This is a genomic window from Chimaeribacter arupi (assembly GCF_002858805.1).
Taxonomy (GTDB): Bacteria; Pseudomonadota; Gammaproteobacteria; order Enterobacterales; family Enterobacteriaceae; genus Chimaeribacter; species Chimaeribacter arupi.
Map to the genome: position 1 here is coordinate 106,631 of NZ_PJZI01000005.1, position 23,394 is coordinate 130,024.

At 54.8% G+C, this 23,394-nt stretch carries 24 protein-coding genes; 16 read left to right on the forward strand and 8 right to left on the reverse strand.

Annotated features, from left to right (window positions below):
* Window positions 1–56 precede the first annotated feature (56 nt).
* From CYR52_RS04820 to CYR52_RS04830, 3 genes are all read left to right on the forward strand, one after another.
* Entirely contained in the window at window positions 57–656 is a 600-nt protein-coding gene (locus CYR52_RS04820; protein WP_101828065.1) for a TetR/AcrR family transcriptional regulator, read from the forward strand.
* 215 nt (window positions 657–871) lie between these two features.
* Window positions 872–1,354 carry a hypothetical protein gene (locus CYR52_RS04825; RefSeq protein WP_101828066.1) on the forward strand — a complete coding sequence of 161 codons (483 nt, stop codon included), beginning with the start codon at window positions 872–874 and terminating at the stop codon, window positions 1,352–1,354.
* 232 nt (window positions 1,355–1,586) lie between these two features.
* Window positions 1,587–2,687, forward strand: a complete 1,101-nt coding sequence (locus CYR52_RS04830) for an FUSC family protein (RefSeq protein ID WP_146001321.1) — start codon at window positions 1,587–1,589, stop codon at window positions 2,685–2,687.
* 10 nt (window positions 2,688–2,697) lie between these two features.
* On the opposite strand, the gene srlR is transcribed toward CYR52_RS04830, so the two are convergent.
* The 6 genes from srlR to srlA form a co-directional block, all read right to left on the reverse strand.
* Entirely contained in the window at window positions 2,698–3,465 is a 768-nt protein-coding gene (gene srlR, locus CYR52_RS04835) for a glucitol operon DNA-binding transcriptional repressor SrlR (protein ID WP_072927977.1), read from the reverse strand.
* 94 nt (window positions 3,466–3,559) lie between these two features.
* Window positions 3,560–3,922 (reverse strand): transcriptional regulator GutM, encoded by a 363-nt coding sequence (gene gutM, locus CYR52_RS04840; protein WP_072927978.1) that lies wholly within the window; start codon window positions 3,920–3,922, stop codon window positions 3,560–3,562.
* Window positions 3,923–3,971: 49 nt separating this feature from the next.
* Entirely contained in the window at window positions 3,972–4,751 is a 780-nt protein-coding gene (srlD, locus tag CYR52_RS04845; protein WP_101828068.1) for a sorbitol-6-phosphate dehydrogenase, read from the reverse strand.
* 10 nt (window positions 4,752–4,761) lie between these two features.
* Window positions 4,762–5,127: a PTS glucitol/sorbitol transporter subunit IIA gene (locus tag CYR52_RS04850; protein ID WP_072927981.1), complete on the reverse strand. Its 366-nt coding sequence runs from the start codon at window positions 5,125–5,127 to the stop codon at window positions 4,762–4,764.
* A gap of 12 nt (window positions 5,128–5,139) precedes the next feature.
* Window positions 5,140–6,222, reverse strand: a complete 1,083-nt coding sequence (srlE, locus tag CYR52_RS04855) for a PTS glucitol/sorbitol transporter subunit IIB (protein ID WP_101828069.1) — start codon at window positions 6,220–6,222, stop codon at window positions 5,140–5,142.
* Between the two features lie 24 nt (window positions 6,223–6,246).
* Entirely contained in the window at window positions 6,247–6,795 is a 549-nt protein-coding gene (srlA, locus tag CYR52_RS04860) for a PTS glucitol/sorbitol transporter subunit IIC (RefSeq protein ID WP_072927984.1), read from the reverse strand.
* A 91-nt stretch (window positions 6,796–6,886) separates the two neighbouring features.
* On the opposite strand from srlA, the gene CYR52_RS22330 reads away from it, so the two are divergent.
* From CYR52_RS22330 to CYR52_RS04895, 8 genes are all read left to right on the forward strand, one after another.
* On the forward strand, window positions 6,887–7,276 hold the full coding sequence (locus tag CYR52_RS22330; protein ID WP_146000863.1) for a hypothetical protein: 390 nt from the start codon (window positions 6,887–6,889) through the stop codon (window positions 7,274–7,276).
* 32 nt (window positions 7,277–7,308) lie between these two features.
* Complete coding sequence (gene fhuE, locus CYR52_RS04865) at window positions 7,309–9,474, forward strand: ferric-rhodotorulic acid/ferric-coprogen receptor FhuE (RefSeq protein ID WP_072927986.1); 2,166 nt, start codon at window positions 7,309–7,311, stop codon at window positions 9,472–9,474.
* Window positions 9,475–9,757: 283 nt separating this feature from the next.
* Window positions 9,758–10,279 (forward strand): PAAR domain-containing protein, encoded by a 522-nt coding sequence (locus CYR52_RS04870; RefSeq protein ID WP_101828070.1) that lies wholly within the window; start codon window positions 9,758–9,760, stop codon window positions 10,277–10,279.
* A 2-nt stretch (window positions 10,280–10,281) separates the two neighbouring features.
* Window positions 10,282–11,466, forward strand: a complete 1,185-nt coding sequence (locus tag CYR52_RS04875) for a hypothetical protein (RefSeq protein ID WP_101828071.1) — start codon at window positions 10,282–10,284, stop codon at window positions 11,464–11,466.
* Window positions 11,463–11,858: a hypothetical protein gene (locus tag CYR52_RS04880; RefSeq protein WP_101828072.1), complete on the forward strand. Its 396-nt coding sequence runs from the start codon at window positions 11,463–11,465 to the stop codon at window positions 11,856–11,858. Before CYR52_RS04875 ends, CYR52_RS04880 begins: the two co-directional genes overlap by 4 nt.
* A 230-nt stretch (window positions 11,859–12,088) precedes the next feature.
* Window positions 12,089–12,412 carry a hypothetical protein gene (locus CYR52_RS04885; RefSeq protein ID WP_101828073.1) on the forward strand — a complete coding sequence of 108 codons (324 nt, stop codon included), beginning with the start codon at window positions 12,089–12,091 and terminating at the stop codon, window positions 12,410–12,412.
* Window positions 12,409–14,682, forward strand: coding sequence for a T6SS effector phospholipase Tle3 domain-containing protein (locus CYR52_RS04890; protein ID WP_146001322.1), 2,274 nt, complete (start codon window positions 12,409–12,411; stop codon window positions 14,680–14,682). The genes CYR52_RS04885 and CYR52_RS04890 overlap by 4 nt, the downstream gene beginning before the upstream one ends.
* Complete coding sequence (locus CYR52_RS04895) at window positions 14,679–15,392, forward strand: T6SS immunity protein Tli3 family protein (protein WP_072927989.1); 714 nt, start codon at window positions 14,679–14,681, stop codon at window positions 15,390–15,392. The genes CYR52_RS04890 and CYR52_RS04895 overlap by 4 nt, the downstream gene beginning before the upstream one ends.
* 21 nt (window positions 15,393–15,413) lie before the next feature.
* On the opposite strand, the gene CYR52_RS04900 is transcribed toward CYR52_RS04895, so the two are convergent.
* Window positions 15,414–16,232, reverse strand: a complete 819-nt coding sequence (locus tag CYR52_RS04900; protein WP_101828074.1) for a helix-turn-helix transcriptional regulator — start codon at window positions 16,230–16,232, stop codon at window positions 15,414–15,416.
* A 140-nt stretch (window positions 16,233–16,372) separates the two neighbouring features.
* Here CYR52_RS04900 and CYR52_RS04905 point away from each other — a divergent pair, with 140 nt between their 5' ends.
* Complete coding sequence (locus tag CYR52_RS04905) at window positions 16,373–16,804, forward strand: DUF2000 domain-containing protein (RefSeq protein WP_101828075.1); 432 nt, start codon at window positions 16,373–16,375, stop codon at window positions 16,802–16,804.
* 79 nt (window positions 16,805–16,883) lie between these two features.
* Here CYR52_RS04905 and CYR52_RS04910 read toward each other — a convergent pair whose 3' ends face one another.
* Complete coding sequence (locus CYR52_RS04910; RefSeq protein WP_072927994.1) at window positions 16,884–18,425, reverse strand: methyl-accepting chemotaxis protein; 1,542 nt, start codon at window positions 18,423–18,425, stop codon at window positions 16,884–16,886.
* Window positions 18,426–19,005: 580 nt separating this feature from the next.
* On the opposite strand from CYR52_RS04910, the gene CYR52_RS04915 reads away from it, so the two are divergent.
* From CYR52_RS04915 to CYR52_RS04930, 4 genes are all read left to right on the forward strand, one after another.
* Entirely contained in the window at window positions 19,006–19,371 is a 366-nt protein-coding gene (locus tag CYR52_RS04915) for a GtrA family protein (RefSeq protein WP_072928318.1), read from the forward strand.
* A complete protein-coding gene (locus CYR52_RS04920; protein WP_079205196.1) occupies window positions 19,368–20,372 on the forward strand; it encodes a glycosyltransferase family 2 protein in 1,005 nt (334 codons plus the stop codon). The genes CYR52_RS04915 and CYR52_RS04920 overlap by 4 nt, the downstream gene beginning before the upstream one ends.
* On the forward strand, window positions 20,369–21,841 hold the full coding sequence (locus CYR52_RS04925; RefSeq protein ID WP_072927995.1) for a glycosyltransferase family 39 protein: 1,473 nt from the start codon (window positions 20,369–20,371) through the stop codon (window positions 21,839–21,841). The genes CYR52_RS04920 and CYR52_RS04925 overlap by 4 nt, the downstream gene beginning before the upstream one ends.
* 314 nt (window positions 21,842–22,155) lie before the next feature.
* Window positions 22,156–23,385, forward strand: coding sequence for an SfnB family sulfur acquisition oxidoreductase (locus tag CYR52_RS04930; RefSeq protein WP_072927997.1), 1,230 nt, complete (start codon window positions 22,156–22,158; stop codon window positions 23,383–23,385).
* Window positions 23,386–23,394 lie beyond the last annotated feature (9 nt).

Here is a 23,394-nt window from a genome sequence, read left to right on the forward strand (position 1 = left end):
GCGATACCGATTAGTATCGTATGATACTATCCAGTATCATTGCAATGAGGAAAATCATGACCAGAAGCAGCCAGCCACGTTTACCACCCCGGGATCGCCTGCTGGAGGCGGCGGAAGCGCTGTTCTATCAGGAGGGAATATTGCGTGTCACGGTGGATGCCATCGCTGAAAAAGCGGAATCAACCAAAATGACACTCTACCGGCATTTTGCGTCGAAAGAGGCGCTGGTACTGGCGTGGATAGAGTTACTGATTGAGGATTACAGCCAGATCTGGGCGCGTCTGGCGGAGAAATACCCGGATAATCCGGCTGCGCAAATCACAGGCTTTGCGCAGTTCATTACCGATAATTTGAGCGAGACATTACATCGCGGTTGTCCGTTCACCAATACCCTGGCGGAGGCGGGTGGGCATTTCCCTGAGGTCAGGGCGCTGATCGTGGCGCACAAGCAGAGGCAATATCAGCGGTTGGCCACACTCTGTGCCCAGGCAGGGGCCGCCGAACCGGAAGCACTGGCGAAAGAGATTACCCTCATTCTGGAAGGTGTTCAGGTGGTGGCCCAGAATGCCGGGTTTGATGACGTCGCGGACACAGCGCTTGCCCTGATTCAGGCCAGGTTGCCGGGGCGGGGTGAACCAAGGCATTCAGCTAAGTAATACTGGAAAGGGTATTTGGCAGGGCCGCCGGGCAGACCGCAGAGACATTCAGTGCGACACGCAGGACGGTTTCCTCAACACAGCGGAGTCCGGGAGAAGAAGGGGCAGTTTTAACGGTTAAGCCTATTATTAAGGAAAACTGCCGGGGAGCGCGGGGAAACGACGTAAGGCACTCTCTGAGCAGCGCGCTTACTCCTGATAACATGAGGTGTCATATGAAAGACGTTTCCGCCGCCGGCAGTGACACGTTATTTCTGCGCTTACAGCAAGAGATAGACTCTTTGCCACCTGCGATACTAGCCAATGCCAAACAACTGCTTAACGATGGCACTAACGGCACCACGTTCTACGCCATCGCCAAAATCCTGGCCGAAAAAGAGGTTAACGATATTACGATAACCTTCTCCAATAATTGGCCGTGGGTATTCAGCAGTGACAGTGCCGTGCAATTTATTGATGAAAACATTTATGGCGATTTCGGCATTATTGCGTCTACGGCGATAGGGACGATGGTGCAACTGACGACCAACATTACGGTTTATCTTGATCCAAATTTTTTGCTGATTTTCTTTTTTGACGCCGCACTCGTACAGCTGGGGAGTTATATCGGGGCGGGGACAACGGAAGGAAACACTGCACTGACCCAGTCATTGATTAGCGGTTCCTGGTCGATACCTAAGACGGATAAGGATGCCTGACTATCCCGGCCTTTTAAGTGCGCTTAACGTGCATTATGTTAAATAAGCTGCTGCCTGCATGCTTTGGCCTTTCTCCCCCGGCTGCATTCAAGCAGGTTAATGGTTTTCAAGATATGTTTTCCGCCCCGATGTCTGATGGGTCAGCTATGCTAAGTATTCGTTTTTGCAGGAGAAGCGTGTCCATCCGCCGACACTGCAAAGGAAGTTTACAGGTATAGGGAGATGATGTCAGGTGAAGAACCTTTCTCCGGGAATAAAACACGATATCCATTTGGGGCTGTGCTGCCTGCCGGCGATTGTGCTGATTTTTATGGCAGGCTACGGCATGAACCTGATGCAGGGAGCCAGCATTATGGCCAGCGGTGCGTTGACACTGGCGTTCGGGGCCAATAAAACCTGGGAAGGCTCGTCGTTTATGCTGCTGCTGACTACCGCTGCCGGGGTGAGCGTCTCATCATTTTTAGGTTGTCTGGCCGGCGACGTGCTGCCGCTCTATATCGCCGGGGCCGTGCTTTATGCCGGTGCCTACGCAATGCTGGCCGGGATCGGCGGCGGCCTTTGGTGGTCACTGCTGCAATGCGCGATTGCCTACCTGATCTCCGGTTACTTTGCCGGGTCGGTGGGCCATGCGGCATTGCGGGCGGCTCTGGTCGGTGCGGGCGCGCTGTTGCAGGTTCTCTGTGTCTCGTTGCTGTTCAGCCAGATACGCTTCCAGTTCCAGGATTTCACCCGCCTGTCGTGGCGCGTGTTTCTCCGGCAGGCCACGCATAAATACCGGCAGAAAATCCATCTGCAAGGATCGGTGATTTTCGCCATGCTGACCATGTGCCTGGCACTGGTACTGGTAGAAACCTATCAGGTGAAAAACGGCTACTGGGCAGGTATGACAATGCTGCTCTGTTTGCGCAGCCATTTCCGGGAATCGTTGCTGCGCGTACCGGCCAGAATTGCCGGGACACTCTCCGCCAGCCTGGCCGCGCCCTTTCTGCTCGCGCATCTCGACTCGCCCCGTCTGCTGGCGCTGGGGTTTATCGTCTCAGGTTATCTGGCGTTTACCTATTCCTATACCCTGATCACCAAATCCTATTTTGTGTTCACCTTTTTCGTGACGCTGATGGTGATTTGTATGCTGTCACTGTTTGGGGTGGCCCAGGAGAATGTGGCCGTGGAGCGGCTGATCGCCACTGCCCTCGGCGGCGGCTTTGCGTTGCTGGCGATTTTACTGACCTGGCTGTTCACCGAGTTTCATGTCATGAAGAAACTCAGAAGCCATGTGCCGAGGTTCACTTTTTCGCCCCCGGCCATGCGGAAAACACCCCAGAAGCCGCGCTAAAGGCCGGCGGTTATTTGCTCCCGGCGATCAGCACCTCGATGCCCTTCTCCTGTAACTGCGTCACCAGTGCCGGGGCGATGTCGCTGTCTGTGATCAGCACATCCACCGAGGCCAGTTGGCAGACCACGTTAGGGCTTTTGCGCCCGAATTTGGAGGAGTCCACCAACAGCACAATTTTCTGCGCGGCACGGCACATAGCCTGGCTAACGGCGAACACTTCATTAAAGGTGGTGACGCCCGCGGCGAGATCCACGCCATCGGCCCCGATAAACAGCTTATCGAAACTGAAATGGCTGAACGCCGTTTCCGCCAGGCTGCCGTGGAAAGAGGCGGAGGTTTTGCGGTAGGTGCCGCCCGGCATTAAAATCACCTGATCGTTTTCCAGCTCGACCAGCTCGTTAACGATGCTCAGGCTGTTGGTCATCACCGTAATGTTATTGAAGCGCGCCAGGTGCGGCACCATCTGCAATACGGTGCTGCCCGCGTCAAAAATCAGCGAATCCCCTTCGTTAATCAGCCCGGCGGCCAGGGCGGCAATCTGTTTTTTCTTATCAGTGTTAATCAGCGTCTTGCGGTCAATCGGCTGGTCACCTTCATCACGGTTCAGCATCACCCCGCCGTAGGTGCGGATCACCGCCCCTTCCTGCTCCAGAAACGACAGATCCTTACGGATGGTGGTGCCGGTGGTGTTGAAATGGGCGGTTAACGCCTCCACGGTGACGCGGCCTTTTTGCTGAAGGTATTCCAGGATTTGAGCCTGGCGCTGTTTTGGTTTCATAAGGAAGTCCTTTCATCTTTTCAGTGTGTTCCTTTATCATCCCGAACGGCTGAAAACGTGACGCAAAAGGAATAGTCTTTCAAAATGAAAGGTATCATCTCTTATTTGAAATAGCTAACGCCAGCGCATTGCACATTGCCTGATTCTGCGGAAAAAGCGCCGGCGGGTCGATCTGCGCTAACGCCATTCCTGCCAGTTCAGGCAAGGGTTGGGGGGCTGAAAATACTGTCAGCCCTTTCATGGCGAAACTGCCGTTGACCCTATCATCTTCATCCAGGCTGATCGCCACCAGCACCCTGGGTGAAAAGCGCCCGCCGGCCCGGCCGATGCCTACCCTGCCCTGGGCAGCCAATTGGTCAAACGCGCGGTTAAAACGCCGGAGCTGCACCCAGCCGAGAAAAACCTGCCCCAGCCAGGCGACCACCGCCAGTGAAATTAAAAGATTGACTGAAGCCATCCGTTACCTCCACGTTGGCCCCGGCCGCCTGCACGGCCGGGGCGGACGATCAGAACATTACCTGCCCGCCGGTGATATTGATGGACTGCCCGGTACAGTAGGAGGCTTTATCGCTGGTGTAGAACAGCAGGACATTGAGCACATCCTGGTAATCACACCCGCGTTTGAGCGGCACCTTGTCCACATAATATTGTTCCACCTGATCCGGTTGCAGGCCGAGTTTGTCGGCATATTGCGGGATCAGCGACTGGAACATCGGCGACTTCAGCAGGTTCCCCAGCATCAGGGAGTGCACGGTAATGCCGTAGTCCGCCAGGTCGAGCGCCAGTGACTGCGTCAGCCCCACGCCGCCGAATTTGGCCGCGCTGTAACCGGCGTTGTGCTTGCTGCCGACCTTGCCGGATTTGGAGTTAATCTGGATGATGCGCCCGGCCACGCCGTCCCGGATCATCAGCTTCGAGAATTCACGCGCGCAGAGGAAATACCCCACCAGATTGACCTGCAACGAGAGGTCAAAATCATTGAGCGCGAATTGCGTGATCGGCGCGGCTCTGGCGATGCCGGCGCTGTAAACCAGCGCGTTAACCTGCCCAAAGTGCCTGTCCACTGCCTCAGCCAGCGCCATCACGCTCTGCTCATCGGTCGCGTCTACCCTGAAGCCTGCCGCGCGGCCCTCGCCGTAACGGCCATTAATCCGGTCTGCTACCTCACGCGCATTGGCGACATTCAGATCGGCCACGGCAACCTTATACCCGGCTTCCGCCAGCCCTTCGCTTAAAAAGGCGCCCAGTGTCTGACCACCCCCGATAACCACTGCAACCTGTTCCATCACTGCTCTCCTAGTCACTGACTACACGGAATGTCTGGCCGGGTATGACCGTCGCGGGCACTTGCCCCGCCACGTGGATCATCCCCGGAAATTCTGCCTGCGCGGCGCCATCAAAGCGCAGGGTGATATGCCCCAGCTCGCGCAGATTCTCTGCGGCCACGTCACCGATGGCCGTCACCGGCCAGCTCTGCTCGCCAATGGAAAGCTGTGCCCCGACGCCAATCTCACCGGTGTTAATCACCGGGCGGTGAATAAAGCAGTACTCGGCCACCTCCTGCGGTGCGCCCTCGCCAAAGGTGATCAGGAACGCCTCTTCCAATGACGCCTCTGCGCAGGCACCGACGGCAATGAAGGTTGATTCATAAAGGGTTGTCATCATGTTTCCTTGTTATTGGTAAATGAAGCCGGAGACGGCCCACGCCAGCAATACCGCCGGCGCGCCGGTCAGGAAGCGGCCGACCAGCACCGACGGCACGCCAACGCGCACGGTGTCCTGTTTGGCATCTGCCAGCGACAGGCCGACCGGGATGAAATCGCACGACGCCTGGGCGTTAATCGCAAACAGAGCGGGCAGCGCCAGATGGGGTGGGATGGTGCCCTGGGCGATTTGCACGCCGACCAGCACCCCAATCACCTGGGCGATCACTGCGCCGGGGCCAAGGAACGGCGAAAGCAGCGGGAAAGAGCAGATCAGCGCCAGTGTCACCAGCCCGACCGGGCTGTTGGCCAGCGGGGTCAGCCCGTGGGCAATGAAATCCCCGAGGCCGGACGCCATGATGATGCCGATCAGCGCGGAGACGAACGCCATAAACGGCAGGATGGTTTTGAGCACCGTATCAATGGTTTCCCGGCCCGCCTGGAAAAATACTGCCACCACCGAACCCATGCCCATGCCGACTTTCGCCAGCAGGCCGTCGCTCTGTTCGGTGATCTTTTTCGTGGTGTCATACTCTTTATGCGTGCCGCGGTCGGGGTTATGCGTGCCGCGGTCGGGGTTATGCGTGCCGCGGTCGGGGTTATGCGTGCCGCGGTCAGGATTATGCGTGCCGCTGTCGGAAGCCGCAGCGGCAGCCGGTTGCACCGGGGCCGCTGCGCCCTCTTGCGCCGCGCTTTCGCGGATATCGTTCGGTTTCACGCCGGAGACATAGATGTCTTCAGTAATAAACTGCGCCAGTGGCCCGGATTTGCCGGTCGCATGGATGTTCACGGTGGGAATGCGGCGCTTCGGGTAAAGGCCGCAGCGCAAGGTGCCGCCGCAGTCAATCACCGCCACCCCGATCTCCTCTGCCGCGGGTTCCCCCTCTTTAAAGCCGTCTACCGCCTCCCAACCGGTCAGCGCACGCAGGCGGTCAACAATCGCCGGGCGGGTACCGGCGGTGACATACACAATCTTTTTGCCGGGTGTCACGGTCAGGCAAAGGGGGCCGCCCCAACCGCTCTCACCTTTATGAATCTCAATAACCTTAGCCATACCACCTCCGGGAATTAACGGGAATTACAGGCGCACCTGACGATCCAGCTGGATGCGCATCTTGCGTTCAAACAGTGTGGTGGTGAGGTCAGTGACCCAGCCGCGGAAGAAGTTCATCACCATGCCTACCAGCAGGTAGCTCACGGCCAGCGGCCCAAGCGGCAGATGCAGTGCGGTCAGGCCGTTGGCGATGCCGAGGTAAACAAACAGCTCACCGGGGTTGATGTGGGGAAACAGGCCGTTCATCGAATGGCAGCTATAAGAGGCCGCCGCGTAATAACTTGGTTTGTATTTCTCCGGCATGAATTTGCCGAGGCTGAGCGTCATCGGGTTACAGAACACAAAGGTGCCGATGACCGGCAGGAACAGATACCGTGATACCGGGTTTCCGGCACAGCGCTGCGCCAGCGTCTCAATCCTGCGCTGGCCGACAAACACAATCAGCGCATTCATGATAACCAGCAGGCTTATCAGCAGCGGCAGGATGCCGGTGACCATGCCGACAAACACATCGCCTCCCTTCTGGAACAGGCCGATAAACCACTCGGCGCCCTGGGTAATGCTTTCTATCATTTTTATTCTCCTTCACGGGGGTAGAGACAGAGAACGTTCTGGCATTCACTGTGATAGAAAAATAGCCGATAACATTTAGTTAAAAAGATAATTGGATCACAAAAAGAAAGATAAAACTTTCAATGTGAAAGATATTGGTGAGTTTATTGCGGGTGAGGGGGTACTTTCCGGGAGTGTAAACGGGAAAAATATCTTTTTATTTGAAAGGAAAAAGCAGGGTTTCTTTGAAAGCTCCGTGTGTTTTTGTCAACGCAGGAGACGATTTTTAAGCAACGCAGGGAGCGCTTTTGCCTACCCTGCCCTCTGTTGTCGCTTTACCACTTTCATACCGCATAAAAACGTGCACTTTACCGATGTAATATTCATTTACACCTCAAAAACCAATGCGTATTATTCGCATTCGCTTTATCGCAGGTGGCTGGGGGCCGGCCATGTCTGCGTGACGGCGGAACTTTCACAGGGAATTACTCCAGCAACGTAAGTAAAACAATAATTTATTGAGGAATAAGAAGAATGGTGGCACATCCAGCGGTGACGCGTGCAGGTAATCCGGTTCACGCCCGGCGGGGCAGCAAATGCTTTCCGCTTTCCGTTATCTCCCTGTTGATCTCTGCATCGTTTACGTTTGCGCACGCAGCAGATGACACCCTGGTGGTCACCGCACAGGATGAGAGCGGGAGCAGCACCGGCAGCAGCCAACAGGATTACAGCGTGCCGATCACCAGCGCCGGGACCAAAATGTCGATGGTACCGCGTGATATCCCGCAGTCGGTCAGCATCATCAGCCAGCAACGGATGCAGGACCAGGATTTGCAAACCATCGGTGAGGTGATGACCAACACCACCGGCATCACCGCCAGCAATATTGACTCCGACCGCTCTGATTACTATTCGCGCGGTTTCCTGATCAACAACTACCTGTTTGATGACATCCCGACCACCATCAGTAACCTGTGGAACTTTGGCGACGCCGGTTCAGACACCGCCATCTACCAGCGTATTGAAGTGGTGCGCGGCGCGACCGGCCTGATGACCGGTACCGGCAACCCGTCGGCCGCCATCAATATGGTGCGCAAACATGCTGACAGCCGTGAATTCAAGGGATCGGTCTCCGGCAGCTACGGCAGCTGGGACAAACAGCGCCTGGTCACTGACCTCTCCGCGCCGCTGACGGAGTCCGGCAATGTGCGCGGGCGGGTGATCGCCGGCTATCAGGACAATGACACCTGGCTGGACCGCTACCATACCCGGAAAAAATTCCTGTACGGCACTATAGATGCCGACCTTACCGAGTCTACTACCCTGTCTCTGGGCTATGACTACCAGGAAAGCAAAACCGATGACCCAACCTGGGGCGGCCTGCCGACCTGGTACAGCGACGGCAGCCGCACCCATTATGACCGTGAAACCAACCCGGCACCGGACTGGAGCTACTCCAACCACGAGTCGAAAAAAGTCTTTGCTGACCTGACCCACCGTTTCAGTAACGGCTGGCAGGCGCGCGTGAACGGCACCCATGCGGAAAGTGATTTTGATTCCAAGCTGATGTACGCCTCCGGGTTCCCGGACAAAACCACCGGCAGCGGCGTGAACGCCTACGGCGGCTGGAACAAAGGCAAGCGTAAAGTGGACTCCGTGGACACCTACGCCACTGGGCCGTTTGAGCTGTTTAACCGTACCCATGAGCTGATGGTCGGCGGCAGCTACAGCCGCCAGAACAACCACTACTACAACTCACAGTCGATGCTCAGCGAAGCGGATATCGGCAACTACAACCAGTGGAATGGCTCGGTGGCCGACCCGGTGTGGAGTGACTGGGTTGATTATTCGAACGATACCATCCGGCAGAAATCCTTGTACGCAGCGACCCGCCTGTCGCTGACCGATCCGCTGTCGCTGATCGTGGGCGCACGTTACACCGGCTGGCGTGCCGAAGGCTCGACCGCCACCAGCGACAAGAGTGACGTCACGCCGTATGCCGGGCTGGTGTATGACATCAACGACACCTGGTCCGCCTATGCCAGCTACACCTCGATCTTCCAGCCGCAGACCGTGCGTGACAGCGGCGGCAGCTACCTGGATCCGGTGACAGGCAAAAACTACGAAGCCGGGTTGAAGGCTGACTGGTATAACGGCCGCCTCACCGCCTCCTTTGCTGTGTTCCGCATCGAGCAGGACAACGTGGCGCAAAGCGAAGACACCTACATCCCCGGCACCACCGAAACCGCCTACCGCGCGGTGGACGGCACGGTCAGCAAGGGCGTAGAGTTTGAAGTGAACGGCGCGCTGACAGACCGCTGGCAGATGACGTTCGGCGGCACCCGCTATGTTGCTGAAGACAGCGACAATAACGACATTAACTCGTTCCTGCCGCGCACCTCACTGAAACTCTTTACCCGTTACCAGCTGCCGATGCTGCCGGACCTGACAGTGGGCGGCGGGGTGAACTGGCAGAACCACACCTGGGAAGAGGCGGCCGGCCCGCTGGGCACCCAACGCGCCGATCAGGGCAGCTATGCGCTGGTGAGCCTGTTTGGCCGTTACCAGGTCACGCGCCAGTTCTCTGTGCAGGCCAACGTCAACAACCTGTTTGACAAGACCTATTACGACTACCTGGCCCCGTACGCCGTGTATGGCGCGCCGCGCAGCGTTTCTGTGACAGCGAACTATTCGTTCTGATCCCCTGAAAAGCACCTTTCAATAAAAAGGGTTCCAGCCATGTGCTGGAACCCGCTTCGAATGCCTCGCCCTGATACCTGCTCAGGTCGACGGCTCCGCAAGTTGTTTTATCACCTACAACAATGCATGACTGACGCATTTCATTCCTTCCTTATATAAAAAATCTGAAAGCGGTTTTTTTGTTAATCATGCAGCATTTTTATGCAATAAAGCCTCTAAAAAGTAAGGGTTATTACTGTATTATGCCTCCAATGATAACCTTTTATTTAATAAGGAATTGATGATGGCAAGAGCACTGGCCTGTCTTGGCGATAAAACAAGTTACGGGAAAATTATTTCTGCCACCGCAACCTGTTTTGAAGGAAATAAGGCTATAGCCCGAACAGGCGACAAGGCATCATGCAGCAAGTGTAACGGGTACTTTGACATCCTCGCTTCCGCGCAGGACTGGTCAGAAGAAGGTAAAGCATATGTCGCCACGGGTGACAGAGTGCTGTGTCGTTGTCCTGATCACTATGTTTACGGTTCAACCACACAGTTTACCAGTACAGGAACTGGCGCCCTGACCTCCCGCAATACCAGCCAATCATCCATACCGGCACAGCAGGCACAAGACGCCACCGCCCGGAACTGTATTCGTTTTCAGTGCTCCGGTGATGATGGCCAGTTAATGGCTGATTGCCGCTACACCCTGATATTCCCTGATGGGCGATCTGAAGCGGGCATTACTGATGAACAAGGGGTAACAAAATGGCATTTTGCTGAATCTGCTGAAAATATTAACTTGCATATATTAATGGACTAATTATGCCTGTTTACTGCCTTAGTACACGTATTCACTCAAATGTCCCAGCAGGTTCCCTGTTATATGATCTGTGTATTTACCGCATGGATTCCAGCAGAAATAAATTTTCCTTAGTAGATGTTAAACAACAGCCATTTTTAGGTAACTATGAAACACAACGCCACTTGACTGGAAATATAAGTGAACCACTTTCAACTATTTATATTATGGAGATGAAACTTTACCGGAAAACCATGTTACATACGCACTCTGTTACTCCTGTGCCATTCACTAAAATGTACACATTGAAAGAATTTTCCTCAGGCAAAGCCTGGTCGCCGGTTAAGCGTGAAAATCCCTGTTATTTTGAGTCAACAGGCACCATGAAACCTGAGAGTCAAGGCGGTGAAACGAAAAAAATTAAAATCACCATTCCGGAACGGCCATTTATTGCAAAAGAGTACCCTATTGGCGACCCGAGGGATCCTTTTGAAAAAAACATAATCGAACGTCAAATAGATGAAAGGTTTAATCAATTTGATTTTCCTGATCAACTATCCGCCAGCGTATGCGGACCTGCTGCATTTTTTTACTGCCTACAAAAGGATCGTCCCGATGTGTATGCACAGGCGGCTCGTGAACTTTGGCGATATGGGAAAACTAAAATCGCTGATCTGCTCATCTCACCAAGTGAAGGCTGTCGACACCCAGCTGGCACATTCTATTCCGATAACTGCATGCCAAAGATAGCTGGTATTGACTGGATAACGCTGGCAGGGCTAAGGGATTCAGAAAATGTGGTGTTTAGCTTTGATACCCTCGATTCTCCGGTTGCCGGCGTCACCCTGTGGCAAACATTGACGAAATGGTTTGAGAAATCAGGTTATGAAAAAATATTCAGTAATGTCGGTATTACCCAGGCGGGAACGCAAGGGATTAGAGAATTAAATGAGTTTGTACAAAAAGGCTATACAGTAGTGACATTAATCAATGACGGGCTATTAAAACGCGGTGGCTCGACTCTAACGATTCCGACACACTGGATTGTATGGGAAGGCCCAGTCACGCAAGATTCTAATGGATATGTTAGTTTAAATTTATTTTCATGGGGTGAATCTGCAAATTCGATAAAGCCAGAAAAAGATTTGCGGTTCTTTATAAATAGGTTCTTTGGAGGGGTGGTTTTTAAACCATTACAGTGCAAATGAAAAAAACATTATTACTTTTAAGCTTGCCTTTATTGTCTGCGTGTACTGTGCAGGCTGATTTCATTCCGGAAGGTAACAGGCTTAATAATGCTACGGTCGGTATTCCCTATTATGGAAAAATAGACATATTTGGCGGAAGGGTTTTTTCTAATGACATTTATGGTAAACAGGTAATTGTAGGGAGTATTCACCCAGATAATATAGGTCTCCATGTACAGTATTGTGATGAAGATAAGTTCAACAATTGTATACAGATTAGTGGGGTACCAACAAAAATAGGTGTAGCTAAAGTACGCATACGTGGTGGTATAGGGGGGGGGATGTTTTCAACAGCAGGAGAATTTGACAAAACTTATATTATTACGATTAATGAAGCAAAAGGAGATTCTTAAGGTCGTATTTCTGTAAATACAGCACCTTTCTTAAGATACGAGAGACGCGTTTGGCTGGGGCGACAGCATCTTTGCAAACGCGCCCCACGATGCCCAATGGTTAGCGAACCTGCTGAAAACGATTGGCTGATAAGCCAACAGAAAACGACATGATTAATATCTTGACGCACAACAGGGAGTTCACCCCATGGCCCGCTGATACTGGCCGGGCGTGACGCTCATAAACCGCCGTGAAGCACGGCGAAATTGAGGTGATTGCGCCCAGCGGTATCCGTTTTAAAACGCCTGACGTCGCTTACCTGCCAAAAGCCAGCCTTGAGGGGCTAACCCCCTCCTTTAAAAACGGGGAACTTGTCCGCCAGTTCCGGCTCCACGCGCCCAATGATCCAGAGCATATCCTCAGGCAACAACGCTTTCGGTTATACCGGAATGGCGAGGTGCTGGACGGGATCACAGATGACAACGGCGAGTCCCCGTTACTGAACAGTACCGAACTGGATACCTGGTCACTGGAAATGTTGCACGACACTGACTCCCCGGAGGGAACCGCATGAGTGATCAACCGAAAGCACAAGACGTCAACCCTTTTGATGACCCCCCCGAACAGCGGGATCCCCAAAGCAACGGCGTTCATACCCCGCATTATCTGGCAAGCCGCTGTATCGGCGTGCCGGTGAGTGCAGGTAAAAAAAGCTATACCACCGATTGCCCGGTTCAGCGCCCCATGCCCGGTATCGTGATTCTGGTGCATGGCGTGAATGACGTGGGGGAAGCGTACCAGAATCAGGAACGCGGCATTATCGAAGGGCTGAAAAAGCGGCTTGGGCGCGACGATCTGTGGCCGCACACATGGGAGGAGAAAACCTTCCGGGTGCGCAATGCGTCAGGGGAGATGGAAGAGTGCGCCGACCCGCAGAAAAAGCAAAGGGTCTGTTCAGACATCGCCCGTTCGCCAATTATTCCCTTTTACTGGGGCTATCGCCCGGTTGACTATGAGGTCTGGGACGACGATCAACGTCAATACCGTGAAGCGATGGGCCGCAGCCGCCGCAGCCCGGAAACGCCCCTGCCCTATGATGCCTACCGTGAGAATGACAAGGCGGTACTGCGCAAATTCGGCGCGAAATACCCGATGGATTGCTTTCATAACACGCTGGATCCCAGCGGCGTATGGGGTGGCGGCACCTTTGCCAATGCCACCACCGCGATCCCCGATATGCTGGGGCCGGGCGCGGGCGGCCTCTCGTTAGGCGTTGTCGGGTTCCTCAGCCGCGCCGAACTGTTTAACGGCGGGGATTTTACCCATCCGGTCTATAAAAACCCCCACCGGATTTACCAATTTTATGCGGCGCAACGGCTGGCGAACCTGATTAAAACGATCAGGCAGAATAAGCCCACGGAAAAGGACACCATTAATATTGTGGCGCACAGCCAGGGAACCCTTATCACCATGCTGGCAAACATGCTGGTAAAGGCGGAAGGGCTTGAACCGGCTGACTGCGTAATCCTCAACCACTCCCCCTATTCGCTGGAAAATCGCTGGCTGGAGAACAGCCAGACGGGGCACCACCAGACGGATGTCGCCCGGCAACAGACCTTTGAGAATTTTTGCCGCTTAATGGCCACCAACGCCCGGTTTACCGAAGGGGGCGACGGCCTGCTGAGTGAAGAAGACCAGCAGAAACTCCTGGAGACTATGGCGCTCCCGCGCCGGGAGTTTAATAACAGCTGGTACAGCAACCCGTTACATCAGCGCAATAACTTCGGCAAGGTTTACAACTACTTCTGCCCGGACGACGGCACGGTGTCTTTGCTGCCGGTGCAGGGCATCGGCTGGCGTGGGGTGCCGCAGAAGATGGCGAAAAACATCCCCAACCTGAAGCAGCGGGTCTTTCACCAGAACAGCAGCGTTGGTTTGCCGCCGGACGGCAAACCCTTCAGAAAGCCCGCCACCGGTAAGGGCGACTTTGAATACTCATCACTGACAAATGCCCGCTGGGAGTTCAGCGATGTGATCCCGAATGGGGAAGCGTTGCCGGAGCCGTTTATTTTTACCCTGATGGGGCAGCTTAATCCGCTCGATGAGAATGCAGATAAAGACAAGGCTTACAGAGCACCGGTAGACGGCAATGACGAGCTGGTAGCGTATAACGCCAGGGCGGGGGCGGCGGGCAATGCGGAACACACGAAAGAAGAGACTTTTCCCTGCCCGCCCTATACGCCTTTTAAAGAGTTACAGCCCGGCCATCTGCTGACGAAAAGGGAAATTGATATCCTGAAATACTGGCGCGAGAGAGATATTGTCAGCGGCAAGGTGGTCAGTGTGAACGGCGCCAACAAAAACATTGTTGTTCGCCGCCGCCTGACCGAGGCGGAACTTCACGAGCTGTACAGTAAATCGGATGACATCATGTTCAGCCAGCACTCCTCTATCGTGATGTCACCAAAAGTCCCGGAACTGGCGATGGCCTATGACCTGGCGATTGGCCCCTGCAAATCTTTCGATGTGGATCATGGCGATTTTTGGAAGATGTTACTAAGACGTGCCGACTGGCGGGAGTGGTCAGAGGATGGCGCCGCGTATATTTATTACCGGACAGGGGAATTACCAGAATTAAAAACTAAGTTGTATATGAATAAACCCGATTTAGTCTTACCCACCGGTGAGTTTGGGGTAGTCAATCAGTTTATGAATGCCACTCGCGTTATTCCGGCCCGTTACCCGGAAATTTACAATACCGAAGTAGCGAACCTTCAGTGGCCTATGCCGCCGGTGGAAGATTATGACCGCGTACCGGCCTACCCGAAAAGGAAAGTAACATGAAGGTAAAAGGAATGGCCCTGGTGATGCTGACCAGCTTATTTGCCATGTCAGGTTGTACCCGCCCGCAGCAGCCACCGACGCAGGTTATCTATCGTTTCGATGATCACCGTTACCTTGAGTTGAAAGGATGGTATTGCGAAGGCGCGCTCTATTATGTGGATCCGGTTCGGGGTATTCGCGCTGAGGTCGCGAGCCAGTTTTACCGTGCCTTTGCGGATAAATATATCCACCCCTCAGAGCGGTATATTGCTATACCAGGCTGGGATACGGATGCTTTTCTAGTATCAAAAGATTATGGACAAACCTGGCAAACAGCATCATTTGCCACGAGCTATCACACCGTAGAGCCTGAAAGAACCTTGCGTCCAAAAAGAGAAAATATGCTGTCATTTACCGTGGTAAATGATCAGGGTTTTTTACTGACGCGGCAGGGCAATCTTTATATGAGTTCAAAACCCTTTGATGACCCACGTGTCCAACCTGGAGAAGCGGGTATCGACTTTATTGATCAAGATGGCAACAAAGATACTCTATTACCCAGAGAGTCTGGCCCTAAGTGGGGGCTTTCCTATATTGCGCCCAAAGTTATTGATCAATTAACTGATTCTCTCCTGGCCAACTGGCAGGATTTGCCCACCCAGGTTCCCGAGGTCAAGAACTATAAAGGTTGGGATCATATGCAGTGTGACCCCAATAAAGGGCTGCAATGATGTGGCGGGTAAGGGTAACCCTTACCCCATAGCCCGCTGATACTGGCCGGGCGTGACGCCCATAAACCGCCGGAACCAACGGGTAAAATGGGCCTGATCGGCAAACCCGGCCTGTAGCCCCGCCTCGCTGAGTGAACAGTGCCGGCGGAGCAACCGCATGGCATACCTGATGCGCGCCTGCCGCTGATAGGCGTGGGGCGTCATGCCGTAGAGGCGTTCAAACGCACGGAACAACCGGTATTGCGGCAAGCCCGCTTCTGTCGCCAGATCAATCAGGCTCACTGAGTCTTCAAGGTGCTCATCCAGATAGTCCCGCACCCGCCGCACGGCCGCCATCTCTGCGCCCGGCGGCGGTGCGCTGCGGCGTTGGGTGACGTGGCGCGCCAGCAATTTGTCCGCGAAACTGAGGTAAGCCTGATCGCGGAACAGGTGGGAACCGTTGATTTCTGAACAGTGATGAAGGGCGTGCAGGCAGGCGGCGACGTCCGGGTCACGGATAATCGGCCCGGCCAGCGCGGCAGCGGGCGCAGCGGCGCGCTCCCTGACTAATTGCCGCAGGTGGGCCATATCCACGTAAAGCGTGCGTAACCGCCAGCCCGCTTCATTAATGGCCCAGCCCGCGTGGGGTTCATCGGCATCAATGGCATAGAGATCACCCTGACGCGCTGTGAATTCGTTGCCCCGCATCCGGATGCGGATACTGCCTGCGGTCAGCAGCGCAAAACAGGCGGTTTCATGGGTATGCACGTCATAGGCGTAATCCACAAACCGCCCGCGAATCAGTTCCGCCTGCAACGCCGGCGCACGCCAGATGGTGATATCTGTTCCGGTCTCTGACATCCGATACACCCCAGTCTGTAGGATTCTCTGCAATAGCGTTCAAGACGCCCCCTCCCCTTTTTAGCATAGTGATTCCCGACATGACACAACCTGTTAACCGCATCACAACGTTAACCGTAGGCAGCAAGTAAGGGGAAAAAATGAACGAACAGGCACAATCCATCAAGCTGGAGCGCTGCGTCATCGTGCTGGATGAACAATTGCCCGCCGGACGGGCAGCCAACGCGGCCGCAGTGATCGCCCTGACCGTCGGGCAGCGCCATCCTGAATTAGTCGGGCTGCCGCTGACCGATGCGTCCGGCCACGCCCACCCAGGGTTAATCCCGATTGGGATTGCGGTGCTCTCGGCCACTGCGGAAGAACTGGGGGCAATCCACCGGCAGGCCACCGCCTCAGCAGAGGTGGATGTGGTGGACTTCCCGATTCAGGGGCAAATGACCACGAATTATGGGGAGTTTATGGCCGTGATGGCGCAGATCCCGGCTGATGAACTGCGGTACCTTGGCCTGGCGCTGGTGGGCGAAAAAAAGAGCATCGCCAGACTGGTGTCGAAAAAGAAACTGTTCAGCTAAGCCGCTGCACCCATAAAAACGCCCTCATCTGAGGGCGTTTTTCACATCATCCGGCCGTACAAGGCAGGGGTTATGCCGATCAGTGCTGGGTTTTGAACACCGCTACCGTCTGGCGCAACACATCGGACTGCTCCTCCAGTGAACCGGCCGCCGCCGCGACCTGCTCCACCAGCGCGGCGTTCTGCTGCGAGACTTCATCCATCTGTGTCACCGCGATATTCACCTGATTGATGCCGTGGCTCTGCTCCTGCGTCGAGACCGCGATTTCGCTCATGATCTGGGTCACGTTCTGGATTGCGGTGCCGATACGCTGCATACTTTCGCCCGCTTTCGCCACCAGTTTGCTGCCGGCGTGTACCCGCTCATCGGAGACTTCAATCAGCGCGCGGATATCTTTGGACGCAGACGCAGAACGCTGGGCCAGGTTGCGCACCTCGGCCGCCACCACGGCAAAGCCGCGCCCCTCTTCCCCGGCACGTGCCGCTTCTACTGCGGCGTTCAGCGCCAGAATGTTGGTCTGGAACGCGATGCTCTCAATGATGCTGATGATGCTGGCAATGCGTTCTGAGCCTTCCTCGATACCGGCCATGGTATCGATCACTTCTGTCACAATCCCGTTGCCCTCAGAGACGATGCTGCGCGCCTCTTTCGCCAGCCCGTTCACCTGTTCGGCGTGATCGGAGGTCTGTTTCACGGTGATGGTCAGCTGCTCCATACTGGCGGCGGTTTCCCCGAGTGAGGAGGCCTGCTCCTCGGTACGGGCGGAGAGGTCCATATTGCCGGACGCAATCTCTTTGGCGGCGTGCGCCACGGCGTCACTGGAGTCACGCACCCGGCCAATGGTTTCAGAGAGCGAACGGCGCATGGTTTCCAGCGCGCCCATCATCTCGCCAATCTCATCACGATGGGCGGAGAGAATCGGCGTCTGCAACTGGCCCTGCGCAATCTCTTCGCAATGTACCCGTGCCTCTTCAATCGCGTTCAGCAGGCGTTTTTTCAGCAGCACCACAATTGCGCCCATCGTCAGCAGGAACAGGGCAGTAAAGATGATAAGCAGCGTCAGGCTGAGGCGGAAGTTGGATTGCGCGGTCTCATTCAGTGAACGTGCATAGCTTTCGCGGTAAGAGAGCAGCTCATCCAGGGAGATTTCGAACTGGCGATCCAGCTGCGGCACCTGGGAGGTGATCATCTGCTCAAACCGGGCACGGTCGCCCTGTTGGGCCACGGCCATCAACGGCTTCAGGGCGTTGTCGTGGTAATCCTGCCAGCGCTGGTTAAAGTTGTCGGCCAACGGGGCCTCTTTATCGAGTTTTGGCCAGGCCATATAGCCGGAGAAAGATTTTTCCGCCAGGCCCATCACCCGCTGCGCGTTTTTCAGGGAGTCGGCCGCCGCGTCTTCTTTGCCCTGCTCACGGTACGCGATGTACTGGGAGAGGTGCACCCGCAGGGTACGGCTGTGGTTAATGGTATCCACAATGGAAAGCACCACACGGATTTCACGGTTAACATCATTCAAAGAAGCATTGCTGCGCTGAAGGTAATAGCTGCTGAGGGCAATGCTGGTAATAAAAAGCAACGACAGGAATGCCAGGACAAGCAAGGTAAAACGGCGAATTGACATAGTGCTAACCTAAATAAGTCGCTGAGAGGGGAGAAATGTGAACATTAGATGACACGCCAGTATTAACGGCCGCAGCAGGGAAAAACTTGAGGGGAGTGATCAAAAAGCCGGCGGAAGGGAAAGTTTACGGGGCATGGGTTGCCGGCCGCCTCCCCCAATCTCGCTCAACCCCGCTTTTCCCCTGGATAAATCCCGTCAGGTTTGCTCTTTTTTTGAGCAGATAAACTTATGGATAGCTTTGCGCCGGCCTGTGATGCAGTTCAAATTTTCTGTATCAACTTTCCATCAATGAGGCCGGCGGGCAGCAAAAGGGCGCTTTATTTGCCGCTTCGCTTACAAAATGTTTAGTGAGGGCAATCAGGTTGTTGCAGGGCGTGCAGGCAATAATTTCCGGTGGCTTATTCTTTGTCAGAAATAATAAACATTATTTACATCATAGGAATTATTTATATTAGCTTTTCATAAAATTAAAAGTAATGATAATTACATAAATTCTTAATTTCCCGCCTGCGCGGGTTTTTTATTGATCGTTAAAAAAGCCGACGTTACACTGAAAAAAATTCTGCATGAAGGCATGGCTATGCTGAACACCTTTAAACGCTACCTGTCTGTTGGGGTGCTGAATACCTTAATTCATTGGGTCGTCTTTCTGGCGCTGGTCTATCTGATGGGCACCAACCAGTCCTTTTCCAATCTGATGGCGTTTTGTGTCGCCACCACCTTTGGTTTTTTTGCCAATGCGAAATGGACATTTAATAAAGAGTATTCTCTCTACCGTTATTTTATCTATGTGTCATTTTTGGGGCTGATGGCGGTGCTGTTTGGCCGGGCCGCAGATTTACTCTCCCTGCCGCCCTTGATCACCACGGTGTCATTTTCTTTGTTTAGCCTGGTGATTGGTTTTCTTTATTCTAACTTCATTGTCTTTAAGGACAGCAAAAGATGAAAATCTCCCTGGTGGTGCCGGTTTACAATGAAGAAGACGCGATCCCTGTTTTTTACCGCACCGTCAGGGGCTATCAGGCATTATCGGATTATGATATCGAGATTATTTTTATTAACGACGGCAGCCGTGATAAGACCGCGGAAATTATTCAAACATTGGAAGATCAGGACCCGCTGGTCACCGTGGTGAATTTTTCCCGCAATTTCGGCAAGGAGCCGGCGCTGTTTGCCGGGCTGGAGTACGCCACCGGTGACGCAGTCATCCCGATAGATGTTGACCTGCAAGACCCGATCGACGTGGTGCCGCAACTGATTGACCAGTGGCAGCAAGGGGCGGACATCGTGCTGGCCAAGCGTAAAGACCGCTCGTCAGACAGCCGCCTGAAGCGCCAGTCCGCCGGCATCTTTTACCGGCTGCATAACATGATCAGCCGCCCGAAAATTGAGGAAAATGTCGGGGATTTCCGGCTGATCTCCCGCGAGTTTGTCGAAAAAATCATTCAGTTGCCGGAACGGAACCTGTTTATGAAGGGCATCCTGAGCTGGGTGGGCGGCAACATCGCCATTGTGGAGTACACACGCGATAAACGGGTGGCAGGCAACAGCAAATTCAATGGCTGGAAGCTGTGGAACCTGGCGCTGGAAGGGTTTACCTCCTTCTCTACCGTGCCGCTGCGCATCTGGACTTACCTCGGGTTCGCCATCTCATTGCTCTCCTTTGCTTACGGTGCCTACATGGTCATCGACAAACTGGTATGGGGAAATGAGGTGAAAGGCTATCCCTCGCTGCTGGCGTCGGTGCTGTTCCTTGGTGGCGTACAACTGATTGGCATTGGGGTGCTGGGCGAATACATCGGCCGCATCTATATCGAATCCAAAGGCCGGCCGCGTTATATCGTCAAAGGCAGCCGACCCAAAAGCAATGTGATTCAACGCGATTTTGCCCGGAAAAACCGGCTTAACCCAGGTGACGCCGTCGCCCGAAACAGGAGGGAACCTTGAAAAATACTGTGATTTATCTTCCCCTGATGACGATTGGCGTCTGCATGGCGCTGGCCGGTATGGGGGCCAACTCATTCTGGGTTGATGAAATTTTCACGATGGAGTCGGTGACCAGCGGCTTCAGGAATCTCTACGTCAATTACCTGCTTAATGACGTCCACCCGTTCCTCTATAACACCCTGCTGTTTTTCTGGGTGAAAGCGTTCGGCATCAGTGAAACAGCCGCCCGCTCGCTGAGTTTTGCCTTTTCTGTCGCCACCGCGCTGTATGTCTATTTCCGTGGGCGCCAGCTTTTCAGCCAGGGGGTGATTACTCTCTACCTGCTGCTGTTCCTGACCAGTTTCGGTTTTATCCATTTTGCCCAGGAGGCGCGCTCCTATTCCCTGCTGGTGCTGCTTTCCACTATCCAGACGTTCGAATTTATCGCCTTTTTACGCGGCAACCAGAATAAAGCGGCGTTTTATCTGGCGTCGGTGCTGGTCTCCTGGACGCACATCATTGGGCTGTTTCTCACGGCGGCCTTTCTGCTGACGCTGTTTATCTCACGCCCGCAACGGCTGCGGATGTTTATTGAATTTACGCTGCTGATGCTGGTGAGCGTCTCACATTTTATTGTGATTTTTATGGTTTCCGGGTTTGGCGGCAAAAACTCCTGGGTGCAGGCAGTCAGCCCGGTGCACCAGATCTATAACGCCATCCATATCGCGTTCCCGGTGGCTAACCTACCGAAAATGGTGGTGGGCGGCGGCATGGGCAGCCTGCTGGTGGCGCTGGTGTTCGCGCTGGTTTGCGCCTGGCCGTTTATCCGCCGCCCGCGCCACCCGGAGTTCGCGACCCCGCGTGATTACCTGCTGAGCCTGATTGTGCCGCTGGTGGCGTTTATTGCCTTGTCATGGCTGATTTCGCTCTATAAGCCGATCCAGCTCGACCGGACCATGTACATCTGCGCCCCGCTGGCGATTTTAATTGTGGCGCTGTTCCTGCAAGAGATAAAAACCGCCGGGGCGGTGGCAGCCTCACTGCTGGCGGTGGTTTCCCTGGCGTCCTCTTACAAGAACGCCTATTCCGAAAACCTGAATTACCTCAGCGGAAAAGAGAGTTATGACGAAAGCACGCTTTATATGGTGGCGGCCTGTAATGCCGGTTATTCGGTAGGGTATCTGTCGATTGAGTACCCGCACTGGAAATATAACGACTTCTACCGGCAGAAATATGCGCCTTACATGCTGAATGCGCGCTGCAAGGGGTTGACGACTTTACTGAACCCGCAAAAAGAACAGCCTGATCTGGTTCAGTTTAATCATCCGTCGCGTGTGGCCATTGATATGGCGCGGCCGTTACTGGCAGCCGGTTATAAATTTATCGATCTGCCGGATAATGAACGGAAATATAACCTGAATATTTTGGTTTCCCCGCGTTATGTGCAGGAAACCGGCGTGAAAATCCGTGACGTGCCCTTTAAGTCATAATGAATAATCAACGTGCGCCCCGGCTCAATATCGCTGGGGCGTTTTTTTTGCCTGAGAAAACCCCCCCGTTATTCCCCCTTCCCGGTAAAGCTATTTATCTGCTAAGCATTGCGTTTATTACACTAAGCACAGGCTTTACACTCTGCTACCCGGCTAATTACACTCGCGTTAATACACCCGATGCCGTAGCGCACGGCGCATTTTAATTAAACAGCAATGCGTTTATTGCAGCCGCACGGTAATGCGTCATCCGCATTGCCCTGCCCCCCTGCACCCTATTTTCGTGTCAGACACAAACAGCCGGGAGAATAATCATGGTTGATGCTGTAACACCTGCGCCGACACGCTGGGCGGAAGCGCCGTCAGCGGCGCGAATCCGCACCGCCGCGCAAGCCCTGGAGGCCGCGCACGCCGTGGCGGCATTGGCCGCACCCGGTGCCGTGGCGCGTGACCGTGACCGGGTTTACCCGCTTGAGGCGCTGGCGCTGTTCAGCCGCAGCGGGCTGGGAAGCATCACGATTGCCGCCGAATATGGCGGTGCCGGCCTGCCTTTCACCGTGCTGGCCGAGGTATTCCGGGTGATTTCAGCCGTGGACCCGGCGCTGGGGCAAATTCCACAAAACCATTTCGGCCTGATCCGGCTGATCGATGAACTGGCCCCGGTGGCGCTGAAACAGCAGATTTTCAGTGCGGTGGTGAACGGGCAGCGCATCGGCAATGGCGGCCCGGAGAAGCACACCCGGCATACGCTGGAGATGCAGGCCCGCCTGCGCGCCACCGGGCAGGGGTTGCGCCTGACCGGTGACAAGTTTTACTCCACCGGGGCGCTGTTTGCCCACATTGTGGCGGTCAAGGCGCTGGATGACGCCGGGCAACCGGTGCTGGCGCTGATCCCGCAACCGGCGGCGGGGCTGGAGATTATTGATGACTGGTCAGGCATGGGGCAACGCACGACCGCCAGCGGCAGTATGCGGCTGCGCGAGGTGGCAGTCGCCGATGACCACGTCGTGCCGCTGGCCCCATTGGCGCAACGGCCCAACATTCAGGGCGCGATTTCGCAGCTGATCCAGGCGGCGATAGATGCCGGTATTGCCCAGGGCGCACTGGACGAGGCGCACGCCTTTATCCGTGAGCGCTCGCGCCCGTGGGTGGATGCGCAGGCTGAACGCAACGCGGATGACCCTTACATTCTGGCGGATGTCGGGCGGCTCGATACCGAACTGGCGGCGGCCAATGCGCTGCTGCACTGGGCGGCGCGCACGCTGGATGACACCGATGCCCGGCCGGTCACGGCGGAGAGTGCCGCGCGCGCGTCGATTGCCGTGGCACAGGCCAAAGTGCTGACCACCGAGGTCGCCTTGCGGGCCAGTGAGAAATTGCTGGAATGGGGCGGCAGCCGCGCCACGCTGGCTGAATTCGGGCTGGACCGCCACTGGCGCAATGCACGCACCCACACCCTGCATGATCCGGTGCGCTGGAAATACCACGCCATCGGCGCGTACACCCTGAACGGCCAGCTTCCGGCCCGCCACTCCTGGATCTGAACAAGGACA